Here is a 23531-nt window from a genome sequence, read left to right on the forward strand (position 1 = left end):
ATGCGCCGGATTACTAAATAGAAGACATATAAGCGACAAATGGGGGAATCAGTCAGCATTGGCGCTGGTTGACGAATCGGCAAACCGACTCCGCGACCAGTCTCATGCTGGCTTGAAGAGCCTCAAATCGCATTGTTCTCGGGATAGTTGTCTGGACGCTTACCGGCTGGACCGATACCCGTTGTGTTGCTACGAGCTAGCGTTCAGCAGCACTGAGCTTGTTGCCTGCGATGCGCTCTGCCGGTATGCGAGCGATGCAGAAACACTGGCACTACGGGTAAGCGGCCGAAACTTTATCAACAATACCTGAGACCTTTAGCCCTCTGCCCTCCTGGGCTGGGGCTGAAAACCTCATGCTAAGTACAACAAAAAATCTAGGAGACAGTCATGAGTGATAAACAACTTCTCGAAGGCAAAGTCATCGTCGTCACGGGTGCTGGCCGCGGTATTGGTCGGGCAACGGCCCTGATGCTGGCAGCCAACGGCGCCAAGGTAGTGGTTAACGATATCGGCGGCAGCGCCGACGGTTCAGGTGCAGACCAGTCGCCAGCCGATGAGGTGGTGGCCGAAATCCTGGCGGCAGGCGGTGAAGCGGTTGCCAACTTTAATAGTGTGACCGAGTGGGAGGGCGGCCAGGCCATCATCCGTTCGGCCATCGAAAATTTCGGTCGCATCGATGGCGTGGTCAACAACGCCGGCAACCTGCGTGACGGTATTTTCCATAAGATGAGCGAAGCGGACTTTGATTCCGTTATCGCGGTTCACCTCAAGGGCAGCTACAACGTCAGCCGCGCTGCCGCGCCCCATTTTCGTGAGCAGGGTAGCGGTACTTTCGTCAACATGACGTCGACCTCTGGACTGATCGGCAACTTCGGTCAGGCCAACTATGCGGCGGCCAAACTGGGCATTGTTGGCCTGTCCAAGTCCATGGCGCTGGATATGCAGCGTTATGGTGTCACCTCCAACTGCATCGCGCCCTTCGCCTGGAGCCGATTGATCGGCAGCATCCCGACCGACAGCGATGAGCAAAAGGCCCGAGTTGCCAAGATCCAGCAGATGACACCGGACAAGATCGCTACCCTTGCGGTGACCTTGTGCAGCGACCGCGCCAAGCACGTGACTGGCCAGATTTTCGGGGTGCGCAATAACGAGATTTTTCTATTCAGCCAGCCACGACCGATCCGTTCCGCCCAAACCTCCGAGGGCTGGACGCCGGAAACCGTTCTGGATCGAGTGCTGCCGGCCTTCGAGTCGGATTTCTATCCGCTGGAGCGCTCCGGTGATGTCTTTAATTGGGATCCGTTCTGATCCACGTTTTGTGAGTCGCGGGTACCGTGTGCGTTCCGTGTGCGGTGCCAGCGGCAGCAGTTAACACCGGGGCCGCTCAGATCGGGTGGGTGTTGACCAAGACACTCACTGACCGGCTCCTTGTACAGTCGGCAAGCAGGAAGATAGCAGATGCAAAACTTACTTTCGGGTATGCGGATTATTGAAGGCAGCGCTTTCGTGGCCGCACCCTCCGGCGGTATGACTCTGGCACAGTTGGGGGCCGACGTCATCCGCTTCGACCCCATCGGAGGGGGCATCGATTATCGGCGTTGGCCCATAACGGCCGATGGTAAGAGCCTCTATTGGCATAGTCTGAACAAGGGTAAACGCTCCATTGCAGTGGATTTCCGGAAACCGGAGGGTCAGGAGCTGCTGACCCGCCTGATCGCGTCGCCTGACGACGGAGCGGGGCATTTCCTGACCAATTTCCCGGCCAAGGGCTGGATGTCCTATGAGCAGTTGCGGGAGCAGCGCAATGACCTGATTTATCTGAACCTCGTCGGCGACCGACATGGTCGCAGTGCGCTGGACTATACCGTCAACTGCAAGGTGGGTTTTCCTTCGATCACCGGGACTGGCGAGAACGGCGGGTCACAACCGCTGAACAATCCGCTGCCAGCCTGGGATGTGATCACGGGGCAACAGATTGCACTTGGCTTGTTGGCCGCTGAACGTCATCGCACCAAAACCGGTCAGGGGCAGTTGGTGAAGGTTAGTCTGGCCGACGTGGCGCTGGCGACTCTGGGTAATCTGGGCTTTATCGCTGAGATGATGATCAACGGTACGGATCGCGAAGCGATCGGTAATCATATCTATGGCACCTACGGGCATGACTTTGTTTGTCAGGACGGAGAAAGGGTCATGGTCGTAGGGGTCAGCCCCAATCAATGGCGCGCTATTGTCGAGGTGACCGGGACCTCAAGGCTGCTGGGTGAGCTTGAGCAACGGCTTGGGCTCGACTTCCATTATGAAGGCGACCGTTACCGAGGCCGAGATGAGATCACCGAGATTCTCCAGCCCTGGTTCGATCGGCGTCCTTTCTCCCGAGTAGCCGCCGAGTTGGACAACGCAGGCGTGTGTTGGGGCAAGTACCAGAGTATTCGGGAAACGGTTGAGACCGATATGGATTGTTCAGAGGACAACCCGCTGTTCCAGCGAGTACACCAGCCGGGCATCGGTGAATATCTGATGCCCGATCACCCGCTGCGCTTTACGGCCGTCGAGCGGGAAGCAGTCGGCCGAGCGCCGATGCTGGGCGAACACACTGAACAAATCCTGGCTGATACTCTGGGGCTATCGGATGCCGAGATCGGTCAGCTTTTCGATCGGAAGATAGTTGCGGCCGCCAACTGATATCGGCGGTGGGCAGTGGACTGGAGGCAAGATATGGGACCTTTACAGGGATTTCGCATCATTGAGTTGGCTGGGATTGGCCCCGGGCCCTTCTGCGGCATGATGCTGGCCGACATGGGCGCTGAGGTAATCAGCATTGAACGCGCGGGAACCCAGGCGGATGCGCCTGAAGTGGATTGCAGCCGTCGTGGTAAACGCTCCATCATACTGGACCTCAAAACCGAGCAAGGAATTGAGATGCTGTTGAACCTGGTCGAGAGCGCGGATGCTCTGATAGAGGGGTTCAGGCCCGGAGTGACCGAAAAACTGGGCATCGGGCCAAAGGACTGCATGGCCCGGAATCCGAAACTGATTTACGGCCGCATGACCGGCTGGGGGCAGTACGGCCCGCTGGCGCAGGCTGCAGGCCATGATATCAACTACATCTCGCTGACAGGCGCTTTACACTCCATCGGCCGGGCGGGCGAGAAGCCGGTGCCGCCTCTCAATCTGGTCGGGGACTTTGGCGGTGGCGGCATGTTTTTGGCGCTGGGTGTCGTCTGCGGTCTGCTGGAGGCTCAGAAGTCAGGTCAAGGGCAGGTAATTGACAGTGCCATGACCGATGGTTCGGCGGTACTGATGTCGATGTTCAATACCGCCTATGCCCGGCAACGTCACTCCTTGGAACGGGGGGTGAATATGTTGGACGGCGGTGCCCATTTTTATGACACCTACGAAACAAAAGATGGACGCTACGTCTCTATTGGTTCCATTGAACCTCAGTTTTACGCTCAGCTTTTGAGCGTCATGGGGTTGTCGCGGGAAGACTTTGACGATCAACGCCTCGACAGCCGACGCTGGCCAGAACTTAAAGCCTCAATCACAGAGGTGTTCAAGCGGAAAACGCGCGACGAGTGGTGTGAGTTGATGGAAGGAACGGATATCTGTTTTGCGCCAGTGTTGGATCTAGAGGAAGCCCAGTCACATCCGCATAACCGGGCGCGGGGGACCTACGTCAAGGTCGGAGGCATGATGCAACCCGCACCGGCACCGAGGTTCAGCCGTACCGTACCGGTAATTCGTCATGCCGCACGTCCCTACGGTGCAGATACCGAGGCCGTGCTCAAGGAGTTGGGCGATGGTGCTGAAACGCAAGTCACGAAAATGAGTAGCCGCTGTTGAAAGTGTAACCCCCCCACAATTAAAGCGGACAAAGCAACAGAGGATAAAAATAATATGAGTCACTTGCTTTACGAAGTTGAAAACAGCGTAGCTTACTTGACGCTGAACCGCCCCGAGGTGCGCAATGCACTCTCGCTGGACATGCGGGATCAGCTGCTGAAGACTCTCCAGATGCTCGAGAGCGATAATAGTGTGCGTTGTATCGTGTTGCGCGGTGCTGGTGAACATTTTATGGCTGGAGGTGATGTCAAGTCTTTCTTCGACTTCACTCAGGTAACACCGCAGGAGCGTCGCCTGTCGTTCATCAACCGTATTCAAACCGCGAATGCGCTCGTGCTAACGATGCGCCGTCTGCACAAACCAATCATTGCTAGTGTACGAGGGGCTACTGCAGGCGCCGGTGTTAGTCTGGCGCTTTGTTGCGATCTGGTTATTGCATCTGAGGATGCCTTTTTCACCTTGGCTTATTCCCATCTCGCCTGCACCCCCGATGTTGGTGCGTCTTACTACCTACCGCGCTTGGTGGGTACCAAAAAAGCGATGGAAATAGCCCTGCTAGGAGACCGGTTCAACTCGGCACAGGCGCTAGACATGGGGCTAGTCAACAGGGTTGTAGCGGATGATCAGCTGTCGATCGAAACCCGCCAGTTGGCCGAGCGGTTGGCCCATGGTCCTTCCAGGGCTTACGGCAATATCAAGCGGTTATTACTGTCCTCTTCCGAGAACTCACTGGAAGAGCAACTGCAGTTAGAGGCGGAAACCTTTGGTGATACGGTTTTAGCTGAGGATTGGGTTGAAGGTATAAGCGCTTTTAACGGTAAAAGAAAGCCGGTCTACACAGGGCGATAAGTCGGGTATCTTGGGTTGCCAGGAAGGAGATATTGCAGTGACAACAAAAAAAATAGATATGGGAATGTTCAAGGGAATAGTTTGTGGCAGTCGTCACCTGAGTCATGCGGAGTTTGAACGTGATATCCGCAAGACGGCAAGCGGGTTTAAAGCATTAGGTGTCGAACCCGGCGATTGTGTCGGTATCTTCATGCGTAACGATATTCCTTTTCTTCTCGCCAGCCATGCCGCCAACCATGTTGGCGCCTATCCCGTACCGATCAACTGGCATCTTGCAGGCGAGGAGCTGACGTACATCCTTGATGATTGTGCGGCCAAGGTGTTGGTGATCCATGCTGATCTTTACCGTGGAATTGAAGCTGCCATTCCCGAAGGAGTTACGTGTGTCCTGGTCGAAACACATGAAGACCTGCGCCAAGCCTATGGACTTGGTCGTGATGCCTGCACTGTACCGAAAGGGCTGATCAACTGGGATCAATGGCTGGAGAGCTTGCCTGTGCTGGAGCAGCCTCCAATCGAGGGGCCTAGCTCTATGCTGTACACTTCCGGCACTACCGGCCACCCGAAAGGAGTACGGCGAAAGCCGCTGGACGCCCAGATGGCGGCGAGACTCCGTGATTTTCGTTCCAGATTTTTTGGTTGTACGCCTGGTGCACGTTGCGCTGTGCCAGGCCCTTTGTACCATAGTGCCCCCAATTCTTTTAGCATGCAGGCCTCACGTATCAGTGACTTGCTGGTGATCATACCGCGCTTTGATGCTGAAGATATGTTGCGGCAGATACAGGAGTATCGGCTGACCGCAGCGCTGATGGTCCCGATCATGTTTATCCGCATGCTGAAGCTGTCGGATGAAGTGCGCGCCCGTTACGACCTTTCAACATTGGAGTTCATCGTCCACACGGCGGCACCGTGCCCGATAGATGTTAAGCGCCGAATGATCGAGTGGTTTGGCCCAGTGATCAACGAGTTCTATGGTTCAACCGAAAGCAGCGCTGTGGTGGCGTGTAATTCTGAGCAGGCGCTGACTAAACCTGGCAGTGTTGGCACGGTAGTGCCGGAGGCGGAAATCCGGATCCTGGATGAGCAGGGTAACATCCAGCCACCTAATACTATCGGTGAAATCTATACCCGGTTTCCACTTCTCAATTTCACCTACAACGGAAATCCCCAAGCCAGGGCAGAGATCGAGAAAGACGGCTTCATCACCTCCGGCGACGTCGGCTATATCGATGAGGACGGTTTCCTGTTTATCGCGGATCGTGTGAAGGATATGGTGATTTCCGGCGGGGTAAATATCTATCCGGCTGAAATTGAGTCGGTGTTGCATAGCTATCCGGGTATCAAAGACTGCGCGGTCTTTGGTATTCCCGACGAGGAGTTTGGCGAGTCGATTATGGCGGTAGTTGAAGCCGAGGCTGGCAACGAAATCTGCGTCGGTGATGTCAAGACTTATCTGCGCCAGCATTTGGCAGGGTTCAAGGTTCCGAGAATGATTGAGGTTGGTGATAAATTGCCACGCGAAGACTCGGGCAAGATATTTAAACGTCGGCTACGTGATAAATACTGGCAACAGGTCGATCGTAAAATTTGATTGATATATTGACTTATAAGGCCCTTTATGGGCCTTTTTAATATCATGACGGTTTATATTTGTAGGTGCTGTTATGCCGTTCCTGTATGGGATATATAAATATTCTATAACTGTGCTGCTGCACCTTCGATGTTAACTTGTAACTTCATAATAAAAAAATAGGTGGAATAACGTGATTAAATCAAAATTACTACAATATCTGGCACTTGCCCTTTTTTCGACGTCAGTTGTAGCTGAAACGACATTGGTCGGCGCAGAAGGTGTTCCGAACCGAGGGAATCGTGCACAAGCAATTGAATACTTTACGGAAGTTGCCCGGGAGTTAAGTGGTGATGAATTGAAGTTCGACATTCACTGGGGGGGAAGCTTGCTGGATGTAAAGGCGGTTCCGAATGGTGTATCTCGAGGAACGGTCGATTTTGGAACGGGGATAGCTGCCTACGATCCGAAAAAACTTATCGCCTTATCGATCGGTGATATTCCATATAAATCTTCAGATCCTTGGGTTGGCGCTCGGGCAATGTATGAGCTGATGACCACCAATGCAGACATGCAGCGTCTTCTGGAGCAGGAAAATCTGATTTACCTGACTGGTTTCGCCAGTGGGGGTGCGCAGTTTGAATGTTCGGGGGATAGCAAAATCGAGTCGGTTGCCGATATCAAGGGTAAAAAAATTCGAGCGCTTGCAACTTACAGCAAAGTATTAAGTGACCTGGGGGCACAGCTTGTACCTGTTACTCAGCCAGAAAACTATCGCGCGCTGGATATTGGGCTAGTGGATTGCAGCGTGAGTTACCTCTATACGATCCGTGCTCTGAAAACCTATGAGGTCATCGACCATGTAACACTGTCGAATTGGGGCCAAATCAGCGGGTACGCATTGTTAATGAACAAGGATGTCTGGGATGGACTGACCGAGCAACAGCGCCAGGCATTGAAGCAGGCGGGCGCTGAGTCTATTGATTATTTTGGCAAGCTGCAGATTGATGAGAATAACTTGGTGGTTGAAGGTTTGGCCTCGGGCAGGTTTGGCCGACAGGTACCGGTGGTCCCAATGTCCGCCTCGGAGCGTGCCGTCTTGGTTGATGCATCGAACAAATACATTCAGGACTGGATCGAGGACGTAAACCGGTTGGGTGTAGATGGTCAGGCAATCTGGCACGAGTTTTTGACAATTGTTGGCAGGCTGGAAGCCGAAAAACAACAACATGGATATCCCTGGCAACGTCAGGAGCTAGCGGAAAAACGCTGATGCGGCTTTGACTGACAGTCGGCTTTACCCTGGTGCTGTCTCCCGGCACCTTGGTAGGGCCGGAAGCTGTGTACAACCTGGTTGGTGCTGCCAGCACTAATCTATTACCACTTTACAACGAACCTGCATGACGGCGCGAATTAGCCAGGAGATTCAGATGTCGACAATGAATACTCACACTTTGGAAATGGTGAGACCCAATGGCCTTCGTGACTCACTTGGCTTCATCGTTTCCGCATGGAGTGATGGGCAAGCCGAGCTGCGAGTTGAAGTGGATCAGCGTCACCTGAATCTGAATGGCTATGTGCACGGAGGGGTGTTCATGTCGCTCCTCGACAGCGCCGCTGGTCTTTGTGGTACTTACTGCGGGATGCCCGGTCGCGTTCGACGTTGTATTACAGTCGCGATGAATACGCAGTTTATTAATCCCGTGGAGGCGGGGGAGTTGGTTGTTGTGGCAAAACTTGTCAGTAGAGGGCGCAAGATTTTTTTTGCAGAAGCTAGAATAACCTGCGGGGATAAGTTGATCGCGACTGCGCAGGGGACTTTACGTTATATCCGTGGTGGAGAAGATGTTAATGGAGTGACTTTAAAGTAATGGAAGGTTATTCAATATTTATATGGAATATATAAAATATAGTTTGTTGTTGGTATTAATTGAAGGATGTTAAATTCAGGACAATAGAGTCAGGGCGTGGAGTATGCCTGCATCATAAAAATAAATAGACACTATGTTATTAAGGACTGGAACAATGTCATCAAATCGCTTTTTAAAAGCAATTATGCTTGGGCCTTTTCTGACTGTTGCTGTAAGTCAGGCGTCGGCTGATCTAGTGCTGCCTTATGTGGAAAGCTCGCATAACAGGTGGGCGCGGGATAAAGCTTTACAGTATTTCGCCGACCAGGTGGAAAGAGTATCCGGCGAGAAGTTGAAGTTGGAGATCCACAGGGGCGGTACGCTGATGAATTATAGCGGTCTTTTGGGCTCGGTAGCGTCTGGTACACATGGCCTATCGCCAGCCGAGGCGGTCTACAACAAAGTTGCGGTTGGGTGATAACAATGACGAATTCTCTATCGCAAAGTATGAGCGCGGCCAGCGAAGCAGCGTTGGGTCAGTGTGAGCCTATTCAGGATATCGAATCTCATGACTCACGGACTAACACCATAAAATTATTGGGATATTCCAGGGGGTGGTTAGCGCGGCTGGAGCAGTTTTTCCTTCTTATTGGGATGCTGTGTGTCATGGGTATTGGCATAGTCATTACCCTGAGTATTCTGATGCGCACATTTGCGGTATCGGGAATTCCAGATGAAGTGGTGATTATCGGTGATCTCATGGTCGGTGCTCTGACATTACCGTTGGCATTCGTTGCTGCTAGTCGAGGCTTTATCTGCGTCGAGCTGTTTACCCAAGCGCTGGGGCTACGCTGGCAACTGTTTCTTAACGTGTTTACTGCCCTAATAGGAATTGTGGCTGTGGTGCCGATTACCTATGCCGGTTATCTGGCGATGGTCGATGCATTCGAAAGCGGCTCTTATTTTTTCGGTCTGCTGAATTGGCCTAAATGGCCTGGTTACACGGTTTTCTTTACCGGCTACTGCCTGTTCTTCATCCGCTTGATCGACTTGGCTATTTACGATTCTCTCGCGCTACTCGGCATCATCAAGAATCCGTGTATCACACTGAACGAGGGGGGAGAGGTGTAATGGAAACAACGGTTATTGGTGGCTGGGGATTCGTTGCTGCACTGGTGTTGCTTGTGATGCGTGTCCCCATTTCATTCGTGCTAGTAGGCGTAGCCTCCATCTGCTCACTGCTCGCTTACGCTTGGAGGCCGGGCACCGAATTCATGTTTGAGCGTGGGCTGCGTCCGGCCTTGGCGTTAATCGAGTCGAATGCCTACGACTTTGTCCACAACTATTCGCTGAGCATGATCCCGCTGTTCATTGCTGCGGGCCATATTGCTTATCATGCAAGGATCACCACTGATATTTATGAGGCGGTGCGAGTCTGGTTGGTAAGGGTTCCCGGAGGGTTGGCAATTGCGTCTCTGTTCGGCTGCGGTGGTTTTTCGGCGATCACAGGTTCAAGTCTTGCTTGTGCGTCTTCCATGGGCCGTATCTGTGTCCCGGAGATGTTGCGCTTTGGCTATAACAAACAGCTAGCCTCCGCGACTGTAGCCATGGGGGGAACGCTTGGCTCGCTGATTCCACCCAGCGTGTTATTCATTCTATACAGCATGTTTACCGAACAATCGGTCAACAGTCTGTTCTTGGCCGGCATTCTGCCGGGCATCTTGACCATTCTTGGTTTTATTCTTGTGGTAGTTGTCTGGGCTCTGCTCGATCGAGAAGCGGCACCGGCGCCGAAGGAACTGACATACAGCAACCGGGATCGATTGCGGGCAGCCATAAAAGGATGGCCTGCGTTGGCGCTGATGGTGATCATCATAGGCGGTATTTACGGTGGTATCTTTACCGCGACCGAGGCAGCCGCAGTGAGCCTGGTGTTTGCTCTGGTATTTGGTGCGCTTTCCCGTCGCCTTAAATGGGATGCTTTTGTTCATTCGATGAAGGAAACCACTTATCAGACTGCTGGGCTGTTTTTCATTGCCGTCGGGGCAAAGATTTTCGTGTCTTTCGTGTCCCTGACAGGCGTGACCGGGGCATTTGTCGCTTTTGTTGACGGGCTTGGAATGGAGAGTTGGCAGGTCCTGGTCTGCATCGTGATGCTGTATATCATCCTGGGCATGTTCCTCGACTCTATCGGCACCATGCTGCTGACATTACCGTTTGTAATTCCTCTGGTGGAGGGCATGGGGCTGGACCTGATTTGGTTTGGTGTGGTGGTGGTCAAATTACTGGAAATTGGTCTGGTCACGCCGCCCCTAGGTATGAATGTCTTTGTCATCAACAGCGTCGTGTCCAAAGAGGTCAAGCTCCACTCGATATTTGGCGGTGTCGCGAAGTTTATGGTGGCTGACCTGGTTGTGCTTGCCCTTATCGTGGCATTTCCGATGATTGCGTTGTTGCTTCCCAACAGTATGAATTAAACGTTATCGGATAATCATCTCTTCTCCCAGTGTTGACGCAGGGCGCCATCAGGCGCCCTGGAGGGGAGCTCTGTAGGTATTAAAGACTGAGTTGCGCAAGAAGCTACTGAAGTCGTCATCGCCTGTGAGGGTGCCCGGGAGCTCCTGCCTTACGGTCGTACACATCGTCCGGCTGTTTCAATGAAATTCTAGATAAGGGCTGAATATGAGCAATATTCGTTTCAACTTTCCCGCTCCGGTGATCGATGCAAGTGTTGATCGGTTGCGGCAGGAGGTGCGCGCGTTTCTGCGAGAAGAAGTAAAGAGAGGCAGTTTCGAACCGGTGACTGATTGCTGGTGCGCCGGCATTGATACGGAATTCAGTCGTAAGCTGGGTCAGCAGGGATGGATCGGTGTGACCTGGCCAAAGATCTACGGGGGCCGTGAATGGAGCGCGCTACACCGCTATGTCATCACAGAGGAGTTGCTGGTAGCCGGAGCGCCTGTTCATGCCCATTGGATTGCGGATCGCCAGAGTGGTCCGCTGATTCTGGCCACTGGCAGCGAGACGATGAAGCGCAAGGTGTTGCCGCGCATTGCGGCGGGTGAGTGCTTTATTGCTCTGGGGCTGAGCGAGCCGGAGTCCGGGTCTGACCTGGCATCGGTACGGACCCGGGCGCAACGCGTGAATGGAGGGTGGGAAATTAACGGGACCAAGCTTTGGTCGTCGGGCGCTCAGGTGTGTCAGTACATGACGGTCCTCGCCCGTACCGGCGAGAGGGATGCGGCAAACCGCCATGGCGGTCTGACGCAATTCCTGGTGCCTTTGGACGCGCCGGGCGTTAGCGTGCGCGGCATTCAGGATATGAGCGGGGTTGAACACTTTAATGAAAGTCACTTCGATAGGGTGTTCGTGACCGATGAGGCGGTGCTCGGTCAAGAGGGTGAGGGCTGGAAGCAGATTACCAGTGAGCTGGCGCTGGAGCGCTCGGGACCTGAACGCTTTCTAAGTACGTTTGTGGCGCTGGAGACTGCATTTCAACAGTGCGCGCAGGATCTGCAGGGCCGCCAAGCGACGGTGATGGGCATGATGGTGGCGCGTCTCCGGGCATTGCGGGCTATGTCGTTTGGTGTTGCTGCTTTGCTGTCAGAGGGCAAATCACCTGATGTAGAAGCTGCGTTGGTGAAGGATCTGGGCACGCGCTTCGAACAGGATATCATCGAAGGGTTGCGAGAGTTCTGGCCTATCCGCCTCAAGCAGCCTTTCGGCGACGAATTGCACCACCTGCTATCAGACAGCTTGTTGCGGCAGCCGTCATTTACGCTGCGCGGTGGCACCAACGAGATACTTAAGGGCATTGTCGCTCGTGGATTAGGGCTGCGTTAGGAGAATTCGAGATGGAACAGACAGATCAACTGATATTGGATACGGCCACTAGGCTTTTCACGGATCACTGTGAGGCCGAGGTGGTCAACAAAGCTGAGAGTGGCGAGGTGCCGGATAGCCTCCTTAAGAGCATCATTGAGACGGGGTTGCCATTAGCCTGGGTGTCGGAAGAGGCGGGTGGTGTTGGCGGCTCATTGGCTCTTGGCTTCGGCCTGATTCGTTTGTCTGCCGCCTTTGCACTACCGGCGCCCTTGGCTGAGACGATGGTTGCGAACCAGTTGCTGGCTCAGGCCGGCCTGGAAGTAGCGGTATCCTGGGCAGCGCCAATTTTCGACGCCAGCGCCCTGCCAAGACTTCACGGAAACCATGTCAGTGGCATCGTTGAAGAGGCGCCGGGTGTCGCTGAGGAAGCAGTGCTAGTGGTGCCGGTTGCCGAAGGCGATACCATACGTATTGCTGTCATCGACCCTGAGGCTGTGATACTCGAGCCGCGAGAGAGTCTGGCGGGTGAGCCTCGAACGCGGGTGACGCTGGATACCGTTGTACCTCGTGTGCTGTCCGAGCCAGTTGCCGGAATGACTGAGGCCGGCTTGCGGCAGTTCTTTGCCTTGGTCCGCGCCAGCCAGATTGCGGGGGCACTGGAAAAAATTAATGACCTGACAGTCGCCTATGTTCAGGAACGTCAGCAGTTTGGGCGTCCATTGGGCAAATTCCAAGCGATCCAACACAAGGTGGCAGACATTGCTGGCGAAAGTGCTCTTGCATCCGCCGCAGTGGAGCAGGCCGTGCGAACCTTATCTGCGCAGAAGGCCCCCTTCTCTGGGGCGGCAGAAACCGGTCTGGCCGTAGCAACCGCCAAGGTGGTGACCTCAACGGCCTCAGGATTGGTGGCTCGCATTGCGCACCAGTCGCACGGTGCCATGGGTTTCAGCTTTGAATATCCGTTACAGCAGTACAGTCGGCGCATCTTGGGCTGGCGCGATGAATATGGGACAGAGTTCTATTGGGGGGAGTGGATCGCTCAGGTTGTCGCGGGCGAGATCCGTGACGCGGGCAGTACCGCTTGGGAATTGGTGTCACGCTGAGTTCGCGAGGAGTAAGGATGAAAACGTTTGATGATATCGCCATTGAATGGCATGACCGAGTGGCGGTTGTGGAGATCAACCGTCCGCCACTGAATTTCTTTGATGCTGCATTGATTAAGCATATTGCAGAAACGTTCGATGCGCTGGATAAGGACGACCGTTGCCGCGCCATCGTGCTGGCGGCGCAAGGCAAGGCGTTCTGCGCAGGTGCGGATTTTTCCTCCAGTGGCGGCGAGCTGTTTAAGCCCGCTTCGGACAGCAACGCGCTGGCCTTGTACCGGGAAGCGATGCGGCTGTTCAGTTGCAGGAAGCCGGTGGTCGGCGCCATCCATGGCGCCGCCATCGGGGGCGGACTGGGACTTGCACTGGTACCGGACTTTCGAATTGTGTGTCCGGAAACACGCTTTGCGGCCAATTTCGTGCAGCTGGGGATACATCCCGGATTTGGCATCAGCCTGATATTGCCACGTCTGATCGGTCAGCAGCGCGCTAACCTTCTGTTACTAACAGGGCGCCGGCTTAACGGTGAGCAAGCACTGGAATATGGCTTGGCGGACATGCTGGTACCGGTTGACCAGGTACGAATCAGGGCGATTGAACTGGCGGCTGAAATTGCTGCAGGCGCACCGCTGGCGGTCGAGTCGACGCGCGCAACCCTCCGTCAGGGATTGGTTGAGGCGCTTAAACAGCGTTTGGAGCACGAGTTCGCCGAACAGTCTTGGTTGGCGACCACCGAGGATCATCAGGAAGGAGTCAGGGCAGTCAGTGAACGCCGGATAGGCAACTTCAATCGTGTATGAGCGGTTGGCGAAGGTATTACTAGAATAGAAAAGGGGGCCGAGGCCCCCTTCATGTCGTTTGGGCTGAGTCCTACCGATCGAGGTTGAGCCGGTGTCGGGCAGTTTCGTACTCGTCTCGCAGCTTGGCGATGGTATCGGCCACGGACGCCTGTTGCGTGATGCCGCCAACACCCTGGCCTGCGCCCCAGATGTCTCGCCAAGCCTTGCTTTTGCTGCTGCCACCCGAGCCGAAGCTCATTTTGCTCTTGTCCGAAGATGCGAGGTTGTCAGGGTCCAGTCCGGCCCTTTCTATGCTGCCTCTCAAGTAGTTGCCGTGCACACCGGTAAAGAAGCTGGTGTAGACAATGTCCGATGCCGAGGAGGCCAGGATCATATCCTTATAGGACTGCTCCGCATTGGCTTCTTCGGTAGCGATAAAACGGGTCCCCATGTAGGCCAGGTCTGCCCCCATCGCCTCTGCACCGAGAATGTGATTACCTTTGGTAATGGAACCACCCAGAATAATGGGGCCGTCAAAGAGTTCGCGTACTTCAGAGAGCAGGGCGAAGGGGTTAAGAGTACCCGCATGCCCCCCTGCACCTGCAGTTACCAGGATCAAGCCATCGACTCCCATACTGACCGCTTTCTTGGCGTGGCGAATGTTGGTGACATCATGGTAGACGACGCCGCCATAACTGTGTGCGGCTTCAATGATGTGGGCGTTGGCCTGCAGGCTGGTAATGATGATCGGCACTTTGTGTTTTACGCATACCCGCATGTCGTGCTCAAGACGATCATTAGTCGGGTGGGCAATCTGGTTAACAGCGTAGGGGGCAATCCTGGCATCTGGTTTGGCGGCTTTGTAAGCCGCCAGAGTTTCTTCGATCTCGCTTAGCCACTCATCCAGCTTTTCTGCGGGACGAGCATTCAGCGCAGGGAAAGAGCCGATAATGCCGGCCTTACATTGCTCAATAACCATTTTGGGGGTGGAGATGATGAACATGGGTGAGCAGAGAATAGGGAGAGTGAGTTGCTTTTTTATTTTTTCCAGATTGCTCATGCGGTCGCTCCAGTTGTATCAGGCTTGTGAAAAAAATGTGGGTTAAAGGACCAGACAAAGGACTGTATACATAATGGCCAGCACGCTGACGCTAAAAAAGCTGTTCCACTGTAGGCCGAAACGTATAGGAGAAACTGGGGAAAATTGGGAGATAAGCCGCAACGAAGCGGTAAAGGGCGAGACGCCAGCAAAAACCGCCCAAGTAATGGAGATCACTGATGCTTGAACCAGAGGTGATATCGTGAGATCTGGCAGCTGCTGTAGGGTGCCGAGAAAAAGGGTTACCGTTATGATTGCGTTAATACCAATGAAGGAAAACGCGATCATGCTCATCGATAGCCCAATCATCAGCGCCGCGTTGCCAATATCAGCTCGTGCAAGGAGCTCGCTAGTAGTTGTCGGGTCGACCATTGGGATCAGGATGACACCGATTAAGCCGGACGAGCTAAACAACGCTACTTCATTGCGTTGGTTGGTGAATGTCTCAGGAAACGAGCGCTGCAACCGGCGCAGAAGCAGGCGGGTTCTGATGTTGAAGGCTTTACTTCGATATTGCACCCAGATCCACATCAGGCCTATCAACGGAGCACACATAAGCAGGCTGGAGAACAGCCGCAGCCCACTAAGCCTAGCAAGCAGATAGGCCAGGCTCGGAATCAGTGCTACGAGGGCAATCAGGGGGAGCAGGGGAGTCAGTTCACTCAGGCCTCCTGGGTTATTAACTGTGGCTTGAGGTTTCGGGTAGGCAAGGCGGTCGAGCAGAGCCCCCAGCAGAACGAACAAAAGGGTCCATAGCAGGCCGAGAGGGGCATATTGTTCCCAGCTCAGATCAGGGATACCGGATAGCACCAGCAGCATGGTAACGGAGGTGGGGGCCCAGAGCGGGACGCCACAAAACCCCCGCATTACACCCAATAGCATGCGTTTGTTGCGAATAGCCCCAATACGGCGACTTTCAGGGTCATTTATGGGCCGAATGGCACGCTGAACCATCGTGCCTAAAACGTTCAGCGCGCCAATGTTAAGCATGACGCTAAACAGGTGAGAACCGAAAGACATTAATAGATAGCGGCGACCAGGGGGTTGATGGACCAGGACTCTGCCACAGCGGTGTACCAGGGAAGAGGAGCTTGCTGATTCCCGTATAACGGCAAGTGATGTCAGAAATAGGGTGAAAAAGGCCGCCCGGTCCAGGCCTGCAACCAGGACCGGTGTGTCGAGTCTGCCACTGAACCAGAGGCCCGCGGCAAGACTGAATACAACGATAGCGAATAAGCGGTAGGCGCGGGCTATACGTTGCCACTGTAATAGGAAAAAACACAGCAATGCACCACCGGCGAGGAAGCTGAGCCAAGGGGGAGAGGATAGCTCTCTGGCAATGGCACAGCTGCTGGTCACAAGCAAACAGAGGGTTGCCAGGTTTCGGCTCGTCTCTGCCTTTGGTTGTTCAATCGTGTTGGTCAAGACTTGGGTGTTCATGCCTCAAGCGACCTGATTACCATTTTCTGCTGGTGGAAGTCCGCATCCCCAAACAGTGAATTTATCACCATGAGCCGCTTCACGCCGTGCCCGACATCCAGTTCGTCGGTTAGGCCCATGCCGCCGTGAAGCTGTATCGCCTCGTTGCCGACCGCCTTGCCATTGCGACCGGTTAAGACTTTCAAGGCGTGCAGGTTTTTCTGATGTTCATTCGTTTCCATACTGGCGGCGGAGCATACTGCTCGAAACAGCAGAGAGCGGGTTTGCTCACAGGCAGTGAACATGTCCACCATCCTGTGCTGGAGTGCCTGGAAGGAGCCGATGGTAACCCCGAACTGTTTGCGCACCTTGGAGTATTCAATAGTGGTGTCCGTCAGTCGGTGCATCAGCCCTAAGGCCTCGGCACATGTCCCTAGCAAGGCCTGGTCGATGACTCTTTTCAACAGCATCAGGCCTTTACCTTCTTGCCCGATCAGCTGTTCCGTGGGAACTTTCACCTGATCAAAGTAAAAATTTGCTACTGTCTGGCCATCCATCAAGCGGTAGTCAGTACGGGAAAGCCCACTGGCGTTTGCATCGACCAGAAACAGACTGATGCCTTCTTCATCATACTGACCGCCGGATGTTCGAGCGGATACGATCAGCTTGTCGCAGTTGGGGCCATTTAATACCAGGGCTTTCTCGCCCGTAATAACAAAGCTCTGCTCGCTACGCACGGCCTCTGTTTTTACGTCGGACAGCTGGTAACGTGCTTGGCGTTCCATGAATGCTAGGCTTCCCTGTATGTTCCCCTCAATCACCTGGCCGAGCAGTTTCGAGTAGGAAGTGTTGATACCGGCAAGATCCAGCAGGCGGCCAAAAAGGAGTATTGTTGGCAGGTAGGGGAGTGCAACCAACCCTTTGCCAAATTGTTCCATCAGTACCATCAGGTCGGTGGCGTCGCCGTCGAAACCACCGTTTTGCTGGCTGAAGGGCACCGAAAGCCAGCCCAGTTCGGCGATTTGCCGCCAAAGCTCGGGATCGAACCCCTGTGCCAGGCTGGTATCCTTTTGGCGTCGCTCAAAACTGTAGTTCTGGCCGATAAACCTGGCCGCGCTATCCTGAAGCATTTGCTGCTCTTCGGTCAGAGAGAAGTTCATTAGCAATCCTTCCTGTTAGATAAATATGTCACTCAAAGCCCGAGAATATGCTTGGCGATGATGTTTTTCTGGATTTCGTTGGAGCCACCGTAAATGGTTGCAGCCCGGCCATACATGAAGTCTTGGCGGGCTTGGTTGCCAAAATCATGTCCGATATCCGCCGCAGTGGCCGATTCTGTGGTCTCCATCGCACCGTATACACCGGCAAGCTCAATAGTCAGTTCATGGAGGCTCTGTTGAATTTCTGATCCCTTTATTTTCATCAGGGAAGATTCCGCCCCAGGGTTCTGGTTATTGGCTACCGCAGCAAGTACCCGCAACTCCATATATTCCAGGGCCATCAGCTCCACTTCGATATTGGTAAAACGGGCGTGGAATACCGGATCATCGATCATGACGCTCCTCCCCTGAGTTTCCCTGCTAGCCAGCTGTCGCAGTTTTTCGAGTCGCCTCATGGAGTCGGCTACCCGCGCAATCGCTGTGCGTTCATGGGCCAGCAGGGACTTGGCATAGGTCCAGCCTTTGCCTTCTTCCCCTATGCGGTTGGCCTGAGGGACACGGACATTATCGAAATGCACCTCATTGAGGGAGTGCACACCGTTAATACTATGTATGGGAGAGACCGTAATACCGGGGGTTTTCATGTCGATCAGCAGGAAACTGATGCCGTTTTGAGGCTTGCCGGACTGATCGGTACGAACAAGACAGAAGATCCAGTCGGCATGCTGAGCATGTGTGGTCCAGATCTTGGTGCCATTCACGAGATAGTCGTCGCCATCCTTGCTCGCACTGGTTTTCAAGGAGGCCAAATCCGACCCTGAACCGGCTTCGGAATATCCCTGACACCACCAGGTTTCGCCAGTAAGAATGCCAGGCAGGAAGCGTTGCTTTTGCTCTTCGTTGCCATAGGTGTAGATGACCGGCCCTACCATCTTTAGGCCAAAGGGCAAGACATCCGGAGCATTGGCGGCAACGCGTTCACGTTCATAAATATAGGACTGGGTAACGCTCCAGCCCGCTCCGCCATATTGTGTTGGCCAGAAGGGAGCCACCCAGCCCTGTTCATACAATTGCTTCTGCCAATCGAGGGTGCCTTGTTTAAAGGTGCTGGGGTTTTTGAGCAGCTGTTGAGCACGCTCTGGTGATGCCTTGGTAAAAAAAAGTCGAACGTCGTCGCGGAATTTCAAGTCGTCCGCCGAAAGGTGAGTATCCATGCTTAATTTACTCCAGTGGTATGTTTCGTATTATCACGCTACGGTATTCACTTGCTGGGCATGATGGCTAATCGCAGAAGTTCACTGCGTTAGCTACTGGCTCGCGACTTGTACGTGTGCGGTTGGCGGCGACATCAGGATCTTCATAGCCGAAACTGATACCTAGAAGAATGCCTGTGTCGTCATCGATATCGAAGGCGTCCCTAACCAGATCCGGGTAACTGCGCATACTGCCCATGGCACAGCTGCTGACGCCATGGGCATGCATGGTCAGCATGAGTGTCTGAGCATAAATGCCGATATCCATTGCGATACTGGGGCCGAAGTGTCGGTCCATGCCGATAAACACAATATGAGGGGCATCAAAAAATTCGTAATTACGTTGCATAGCCCGTAGACGCCCCTCCTTGTCGTCTCGTGCGATACCCATTTCGTTATAAAGAGCCATGGCACAGGCTACCTGGCGTTGGCGATATTCGCCTTGGAATCGGCTGACATAGGCGAAGTCAGGGGTGTCGGGCGTGTTTTGGCTCAGGCGCGCCAAGAATTTTGTGCGCAGGCGATCTTTCGTCGCGCCGGACGCAACAAAAGACTTCCAGGGCTGGGTGTTGCAATTTGATGGCGCCTGCTGGGCGATTTCAAATATCTTTATGAGAGTTTCTCTCGGAATTGGGTCCGGAAGGAATCCTCTGATTGAGCGTCTTGAGGTGACAGCGTCAATCAGCGATAAAGAGGCCGTATTCATATCTAACTCCAGAGCATATTTCCGGATCTTGAACTCACTAGCCTTGAGTGGCTAATTTCAGTTGTCTTCGTAATATTCCACGCTTTTAAAGCAGGGAATGTTATATATTAAATTTGCTTGGAAGTGGCCAACAATATCATTCGAAAAGCTAAAATGGAAAGGCATGTTTTTTATATTATCCATGCTTGATTTTTATAGCTTTTTGAGGGGGTTATGTATTTTTTCTTCTGTACAGCTTTGGATGATCTATTTGGGAGAGCTTTATAAGTTTTTCTTTATTGCTTTTTTAAGTTTTGAAAATATTCGGTCAATTATCTGACTATCGCTGGTTCATCAATAAAAAAAATGAATGGAATCTATAAAATATAGGTCTATATTGGAGTGAGTGAATTCGTTGACTGGGATGTTTGATTGGATTATTTTTTTTTGGTTGGATTTGTTTTATTGGAAATAATATTTAAATTATTCTCATAGGTGCGGGCTTTTTCGTGGTAAAAGGCAATAAGAAAAATAGAGAGCCCTATGTCTATATCCTCGCGTAATTTATTGCGATCAATATCTGTTTCGTTTTGCACGGCTAGCCTGGTATTCGGCTAGCCGGGTCGAGGGCGATGGGCTTTCTAACCACCGAGAACTTCTATAGAAGCTCTCAAGGTTGATGGGCGTGTGGTTGATGTACTGGTGATAGCGATGACGCAAAAGGTGATGGAGCGAGCGAATCAAAGTGAACCGAGTATGCGGAGCTTGGCTGGGCTATACGAATTCGATAAGGAGATGATGAGCATTATGAATTTGGTAAACCTGACATATCCTTTTGCTGAAACACCCGGATATGGCGAGGCTGTTGAAGTTGCTCCCGGGGTGTATTGGTCTCGCTTGCCCCTCCCGTTCAAACCTAATCACATCAACGTCTGGCTGTTGGAAGGAGATGAGGGGCTCGCCGTTGTTGATACAGGCATGAGAGGAGCGGAGGCCGAGCAGCTGCTGGCGGGACTTGTCGATGTACTTGGCGATGGCGCCGGTTTGTCCCGGGTTATGGTGACTCACATGCACCCAGACCATGTTGGGCAGGCCGGTCAGCTCGTTGCGCGCTGGGGCGCACAGTTCTGGATGACCCGGCTGGAATACCTGACCTGCCGAGCGCTGAGCCCCCAGTCGCTAAGCCAAGATATGCCGTTAGCTATTGCGCGTTTTTTTTCACAGGCAGGATGGTCTCCGGGTGGAATTGAAAAATATCAGGCCCATTATGGCAGCCGTATTGTTTCGTTGCCCGATAGCTATCGTCGTCTTGAAGACGGCCAGATCCACCGCATCGGCGGTTACGAGTGGCGCGTGATCGTCGGTCGGGGGCATTCACCGGAACATGCCTGCTTCTATTGTAAGGACAGGAAGCTGCTGATATCCGGTGACCAGGTGTTGCCGCGTATATCGTCTAATGTTTCGGTAAGCGCAATGGAGCCAACCGCCAACCCCATGGCCGATTGGATTAATTCGCTGCAAATGCTTAAGGCCAACGTGCCCGAAGACGTCTTAGTGCTCCCTGCACATGGGGAGTGTTTCAGAGGTTTACATACCCGTATCGATACATTGCTGGAGGAACAGGAGCGATCCTTTGATGCGTTGCATGAATTGCTAGCTGTTCCTAAAAAGGTTGTGGACGTCTTCCCGGCGCTGTTTAACCGAACCCTATCTGAGGACATCACGCATGTTTATTCACTGGCGACTGGTGAAGCGGTTGCCTGCCTTAATTACCTACTTGCTCTTGGACGTATCAGCCAGTCTGTCGATGAGGAAGGCATAAGCTGGTATCAGGCAAAATAGCAGGTGCTGCATCTCTTCATGGGTGGGACAGCCCGTCGCCTCTAAAGGTTTTAGAGCCACCTTTTGCCGTTTTTATTTCTGATAATACAGATGTTTACTTGCTAGATAGCAAGGATTCAGTATCGGTTTTCTCTCCGGGTTGAGTGCCCGCACCGTAATCCCCAGCTGGGTAAAGAAGCCTGGAGTTAGTGGCTAGCTTCTGTGTACAGGAAGGTGCACCAACGAACCTTGGGATAAGTAACCTCCACTTACAGAAAATGTGCAGATGGGTGGTGGAGTAGCGTAAATGCTTTCAGCTATAAAAATTAAGCATAGTTTTTATTGAATACATATAATGGTTGATCGTCATGCGTCCTGATAGATTATAAAAACAGTGGGTTAACCACTTTCGATGTTGTGAAAAAAATTCCATTTATATTGCCAATGATGGAAAGCTATATAATTTTTTTCAAATAACAGTATCAAACAGGTTATCGCGGATAATCCAACTGATAACCAGACCAACCAGGTATATAAAAATGAAAGTACTCGTCGCCGTAAAACGCGTGATCGACTACAACGTCAAGGTGCGCGTGAAGCCGGACCACACCGACGTGGATCTGGCCAACATCAAAATGGCCCTGAACCCCTTCTGTGAGATCGCTGTGGAAGAGGCCGTAAGCCTGAAGGAAGCCGGCAAGGCCTCTGAAGTGGTTGTCGTGTCCATCGGTCCCAAGGCCTGCCAGGAGCAGATCCGTACCGCCCTGGCGCTGGGCGCCGATCGAGGCATCCAAATCGAGACTGACGAGATGCCGGAATCCCTGACCATAGCCAAGCTGCTGGCCAAGGTGGTCGAGGACGAGAAGCCGGAACTGGTCATCCTGGGCAAGCAGTCCATCGACGCCGACAACAACCAGACCGGCCAGATGCTGGGCGCACTGCTGGATATGCCGCAGGGTACTTTTGCCTCTGAAGTGAAGGTTGAAGCGGGCAAGGTCAACGTGACCCGTGAAGTGGACGGCGGCCTGCAGACCCTGGCCCTGAACCTGCCAGCGATCGTGACCACCGACCTGCGCCTGAACGAGCCGCGCTACGCCTCGCTGCCCAACATCATGAAAGCGAAGAAGAAGCCGCTAAACGTGAAAACCCCGGCTGACCTGGGTGTCGAGCTGAAGGCGCACACCCGCCTGCTGAAAGTGACCCCGCCGGCCGAGCGCCAGGCCGGTATCCGCGTCAGCAGCGTGGATGAGCTGGTCGACAAATTGAAAAACGAAGCCAAAGTCGTATAAAGGGGGGATCTGATGGCTATTCTGGTAATTGCAGAACATGACAACAGCACCCTGAAGGGTGCCACACTGAACGCCGTAACCGCGGCTTCCCGCATGGGCAGCGAGCTGCACCTGTTGGTGGCGGGTGAGGGCTGCGGTGCTGTCGCTGAAGCCGCGGCACAGGTCGCCGGCGTCAACAAGGTGCTGGTAGCGGACAACGCGGCGTACGGCCACCAGCTGGCGGAAAACCTGTCCACGCTGATTGCCGAACTGGGCAAAGACTACAGCCACGTGGTGGCGCCAGCCACTACCAGCGGCAAGAACGTGATGCCGCGTGTCGCGGCACTGCTGGATGTGGCACAGCTGTCCGACATCATCGCGGTCGAGTTCGAGAACACCTTTCAGCGTCCGATCTACGCCGGTAACGCGATCGCCACCGTCGAGTCGCTGGACCCGATCAAGGTGATCACCGTGCGTGGTACTGCGTTTGACGCCGCGGCTGAAACCGGTGGTGCCGCCAGCGTGGAAGCGGTCGCCGCTGTCCATGATGCCGGTACCTCCGCCTTTGTCGGTGAAGAAGTCGCCCAGTCCGACCGTCCGGAACTGACTGCTGCAAAAGTCGTGGTCTCCGGTGGTCGCGGCATGGGTAACGGCGAGAACTTCGCCATTCTGGAAACACTGGCCGACAAGCTGGGCGCCGCCGTGGGGGCTTCTCGTGCCGCCGTTGATGCCGGCTTTGTGCCCAACGACATGCAGGTTGGTCAGACCGGCAAGATCGTGGCACCTGAACTGTACATCGCCGTGGGTATCTCCGGTGCGATCCAGCACTTGGCGGGCATGAAAGAGTCCAAGGTGATTGTGGCGATCAACAAGGACGATGAAGCGCCCATCTTCCAGGTCGCGGATTACGGTCTGGTAGCGGATCTGTTTGAAGCCGTACCCGAGCTGCAATCCAAGCTTTAATGTTTGAATCTGCCAGTTGCTTCCCTGTTTGCCCTGTTCTTATC

Annotated in this window: 21 protein-coding genes; 16 read left to right on the top strand and 5 right to left on the bottom strand. The window is 53.6% G+C overall.

Translation table 11 applies throughout. The annotated features are described in order from the left end of the window. The first annotated feature begins 387 nt into the window (after positions 1 to 387). The 13 genes from ABD013_RS06695 (at position 388) to ABD013_RS06755 (ending at position 13840) form a co-directional block, all read left to right on the top strand. The gene (locus tag ABD013_RS06695; RefSeq protein WP_343804143.1) at positions 388 to 1308 is read left to right on the top strand and encodes an SDR family NAD(P)-dependent oxidoreductase; all 921 of its coding nucleotides are present in this window, start codon (positions 388 to 390) and stop codon (positions 1306 to 1308) included. A 150-nt stretch (positions 1309 to 1458) separates the two neighbouring features. Then, positions 1459 to 2682 (top strand): CoA transferase, encoded by a 1224-nt coding sequence (locus ABD013_RS06700; protein WP_343804146.1) that lies wholly within the window; start codon positions 1459 to 1461, stop codon positions 2680 to 2682. A 33-nt stretch (positions 2683 to 2715) separates the two neighbouring features. Continuing rightward, positions 2716 to 3843 (top strand): CaiB/BaiF CoA transferase family protein, encoded by a 1128-nt coding sequence (locus tag ABD013_RS06705; protein WP_343804149.1) that lies wholly within the window; start codon positions 2716 to 2718, stop codon positions 3841 to 3843. Positions 3844 to 3897: 54 nt separating this feature from the next. Beyond that, positions 3898 to 4692: an enoyl-CoA hydratase/isomerase family protein gene (locus ABD013_RS06710; RefSeq protein ID WP_343804152.1), complete on the top strand. Its 795-nt coding sequence runs from the start codon at positions 3898 to 3900 to the stop codon at positions 4690 to 4692. Between the two features lie 37 nt (positions 4693 to 4729). Next, positions 4730 to 6283 carry an acyl-CoA synthetase gene (locus ABD013_RS06715; protein ID WP_343804155.1) on the top strand — a complete coding sequence of 518 codons (1554 nt, stop codon included), beginning with the start codon at positions 4730 to 4732 and terminating at the stop codon, positions 6281 to 6283. Between the two features lie 172 nt (positions 6284 to 6455). After that, the gene (locus tag ABD013_RS06720) at positions 6456 to 7535 is read left to right on the top strand and encodes a C4-dicarboxylate TRAP transporter substrate-binding protein (RefSeq protein ID WP_343804158.1); all 1080 of its coding nucleotides are present in this window, start codon (positions 6456 to 6458) and stop codon (positions 7533 to 7535) included. A gap of 157 nt (positions 7536 to 7692) precedes the next feature. After that, entirely contained in the window at positions 7693 to 8133 is a 441-nt protein-coding gene (locus ABD013_RS06725) for a PaaI family thioesterase (protein WP_343804161.1), read from the top strand. A 154-nt stretch (positions 8134 to 8287) separates the two neighbouring features. Beyond that, a complete protein-coding gene (locus tag ABD013_RS06730) occupies positions 8288 to 8590 on the top strand; it encodes a hypothetical protein (protein ID WP_343804164.1) in 303 nt (100 codons plus the stop codon). Between the two features lie 5 nt (positions 8591 to 8595). Continuing rightward, entirely contained in the window at positions 8596 to 9243 is a 648-nt protein-coding gene (locus ABD013_RS06735) for a TRAP transporter small permease (protein WP_343804167.1), read from the top strand. Next, complete coding sequence (locus ABD013_RS06740; protein ID WP_343804169.1) at positions 9243 to 10589, top strand: TRAP transporter large permease; 1347 nt, start codon at positions 9243 to 9245, stop codon at positions 10587 to 10589. The genes ABD013_RS06735 and ABD013_RS06740 overlap by 1 nt, the downstream gene beginning before the upstream one ends. A 205-nt stretch (positions 10590 to 10794) precedes the next feature. Then, positions 10795 to 11955, top strand: a complete 1161-nt coding sequence (locus tag ABD013_RS06745; RefSeq protein WP_343804171.1) for an acyl-CoA dehydrogenase family protein — start codon at positions 10795 to 10797, stop codon at positions 11953 to 11955. An 11-nt stretch (positions 11956 to 11966) separates the two neighbouring features. Then, positions 11967 to 13040: an acyl-CoA dehydrogenase family protein gene (locus ABD013_RS06750; protein ID WP_343804174.1), complete on the top strand. Its 1074-nt coding sequence runs from the start codon at positions 11967 to 11969 to the stop codon at positions 13038 to 13040. Positions 13041 to 13057: 17 nt separating this feature from the next. Beyond that, entirely contained in the window at positions 13058 to 13840 is a 783-nt protein-coding gene (locus tag ABD013_RS06755; RefSeq protein ID WP_343804177.1) for an enoyl-CoA hydratase/isomerase family protein, read from the top strand. Between the two features lie 70 nt (positions 13841 to 13910). On the opposite strand, the gene ABD013_RS06760 is transcribed toward ABD013_RS06755, so the two are convergent. From ABD013_RS06760 to ABD013_RS06780, 5 genes are all read right to left on the bottom strand, one after another. Continuing rightward, entirely contained in the window at positions 13911 to 14879 is a 969-nt protein-coding gene (locus tag ABD013_RS06760) for an NAD(P)H-dependent flavin oxidoreductase (RefSeq protein WP_343804180.1), read from the bottom strand. A gap of 42 nt (positions 14880 to 14921) precedes the next feature. Further along, positions 14922 to 16358, bottom strand: a complete 1437-nt coding sequence (locus ABD013_RS06765) for a hypothetical protein (RefSeq protein ID WP_343804183.1) — start codon at positions 16356 to 16358, stop codon at positions 14922 to 14924. Continuing rightward, entirely contained in the window at positions 16355 to 17497 is a 1143-nt protein-coding gene (locus tag ABD013_RS06770) for an acyl-CoA dehydrogenase family protein (RefSeq protein WP_343804186.1), read from the bottom strand. Before ABD013_RS06770 ends, ABD013_RS06765 begins: the two co-directional genes overlap by 4 nt. A gap of 32 nt (positions 17498 to 17529) precedes the next feature. Then, entirely contained in the window at positions 17530 to 18711 is a 1182-nt protein-coding gene (locus ABD013_RS06775; RefSeq protein ID WP_343804189.1) for an acyl-CoA dehydrogenase family protein, read from the bottom strand. Positions 18712 to 18778: 67 nt separating this feature from the next. Continuing rightward, on the bottom strand, positions 18779 to 19456 hold the full coding sequence (locus ABD013_RS06780) for a nitroreductase family protein (RefSeq protein WP_343804191.1): 678 nt from the start codon (positions 19454 to 19456) through the stop codon (positions 18779 to 18781). Positions 19457 to 20146: 690 nt separating this feature from the next. Here ABD013_RS06780 and ABD013_RS06785 point away from each other — a divergent pair. The 3 genes from ABD013_RS06785 to ABD013_RS06795 all read left to right on the top strand — a co-directional run bounded on the left by ABD013_RS06785 (position 20147) and on the right by ABD013_RS06795 (position 23487). Further along, on the top strand, positions 20147 to 21277 hold the full coding sequence (locus tag ABD013_RS06785; protein WP_343804194.1) for an MBL fold metallo-hydrolase: 1131 nt from the start codon (positions 20147 to 20149) through the stop codon (positions 21275 to 21277). Positions 21278 to 21795: 518 nt separating this feature from the next. Then, complete coding sequence (locus ABD013_RS06790; RefSeq protein ID WP_343804196.1) at positions 21796 to 22545, top strand: electron transfer flavoprotein subunit beta/FixA family protein; 750 nt, start codon at positions 21796 to 21798, stop codon at positions 22543 to 22545. Positions 22546 to 22557: 12 nt separating this feature from the next. After that, positions 22558 to 23487, top strand: coding sequence for an electron transfer flavoprotein subunit alpha/FixB family protein (locus tag ABD013_RS06795; RefSeq protein WP_343804198.1), 930 nt, complete (start codon positions 22558 to 22560; stop codon positions 23485 to 23487). The last annotated feature ends 44 nt before the right edge of the window (positions 23488 to 23531 follow it).

The sequence above is a fragment of the Marinobacterium maritimum genome, from assembly GCF_039523155.1.
GTDB lineage: Bacteria > Pseudomonadota > Gammaproteobacteria > Pseudomonadales > Balneatricaceae > Marinobacterium > Marinobacterium maritimum.

What these genes read in the sequence shown, in the direction of transcription:
- ABD013_RS06695 (WP_343804143.1), top strand. Translation starts at nt 388, where the DNA reads ATGAGTGATAAACAACTTCTCGAAGGCAAAGTCATCGTCGTCACGGGT.
- ABD013_RS06700 (WP_343804146.1), top strand. Translation starts at nt 1,459, where the DNA reads ATGCAAAACTTACTTTCGGGTATGCGGATTATTGAAGGCAGCGCTTTC.
- ABD013_RS06705 (WP_343804149.1), top strand. Translation starts at nt 2,716, where the DNA reads ATGGGACCTTTACAGGGATTTCGCATCATTGAGTTGGCTGGGATTGGC.
- ABD013_RS06710 (WP_343804152.1), top strand. Translation starts at nt 3,898, where the DNA reads ATGAGTCACTTGCTTTACGAAGTTGAAAACAGCGTAGCTTACTTGACG.
- ABD013_RS06725 (WP_343804161.1), top strand. Translation starts at nt 7,693, where the DNA reads ATGTCGACAATGAATACTCACACTTTGGAAATGGTGAGACCCAATGGC.
- ABD013_RS06730 (WP_343804164.1), top strand. Translation starts at nt 8,288, where the DNA reads ATGTCATCAAATCGCTTTTTAAAAGCAATTATGCTTGGGCCTTTTCTG.
- ABD013_RS06735 (WP_343804167.1), top strand. Translation starts at nt 8,596, where the DNA reads ATGACGAATTCTCTATCGCAAAGTATGAGCGCGGCCAGCGAAGCAGCG.
- ABD013_RS06740 (WP_343804169.1), top strand. Translation starts at nt 9,243, where the DNA reads ATGGAAACAACGGTTATTGGTGGCTGGGGATTCGTTGCTGCACTGGTG.
- ABD013_RS06745 (WP_343804171.1), top strand. Translation starts at nt 10,795, where the DNA reads ATGAGCAATATTCGTTTCAACTTTCCCGCTCCGGTGATCGATGCAAGT.
- ABD013_RS06750 (WP_343804174.1), top strand. Translation starts at nt 11,967, where the DNA reads ATGGAACAGACAGATCAACTGATATTGGATACGGCCACTAGGCTTTTC.
- ABD013_RS06755 (WP_343804177.1), top strand. Translation starts at nt 13,058, where the DNA reads ATGAAAACGTTTGATGATATCGCCATTGAATGGCATGACCGAGTGGCG.
- ABD013_RS06760 (WP_343804180.1), bottom strand. Translation starts at nt 14,879, where the DNA reads ATGAGCAATCTGGAAAAAATAAAAAAGCAACTCACTCTCCCTATTCTC.
- ABD013_RS06765 (WP_343804183.1), bottom strand. Translation starts at nt 16,358, where the DNA reads ATGAACACCCAAGTCTTGACCAACACGATTGAACAACCAAAGGCAGAG.
- ABD013_RS06770 (WP_343804186.1), bottom strand. Translation starts at nt 17,497, where the DNA reads ATGAACTTCTCTCTGACCGAAGAGCAGCAAATGCTTCAGGATAGCGCG.
- ABD013_RS06775 (WP_343804189.1), bottom strand. Translation starts at nt 18,711, where the DNA reads ATGGATACTCACCTTTCGGCGGACGACTTGAAATTCCGCGACGACGTT.
- ABD013_RS06780 (WP_343804191.1), bottom strand. Translation starts at nt 19,456, where the DNA reads ATGAATACGGCCTCTTTATCGCTGATTGACGCTGTCACCTCAAGACGC.
- ABD013_RS06785 (WP_343804194.1), top strand. Translation starts at nt 20,147, where the DNA reads ATGACGCAAAAGGTGATGGAGCGAGCGAATCAAAGTGAACCGAGTATG.
- ABD013_RS06790 (WP_343804196.1), top strand. Translation starts at nt 21,796, where the DNA reads ATGAAAGTACTCGTCGCCGTAAAACGCGTGATCGACTACAACGTCAAG.
- ABD013_RS06795 (WP_343804198.1), top strand. Translation starts at nt 22,558, where the DNA reads ATGGCTATTCTGGTAATTGCAGAACATGACAACAGCACCCTGAAGGGT.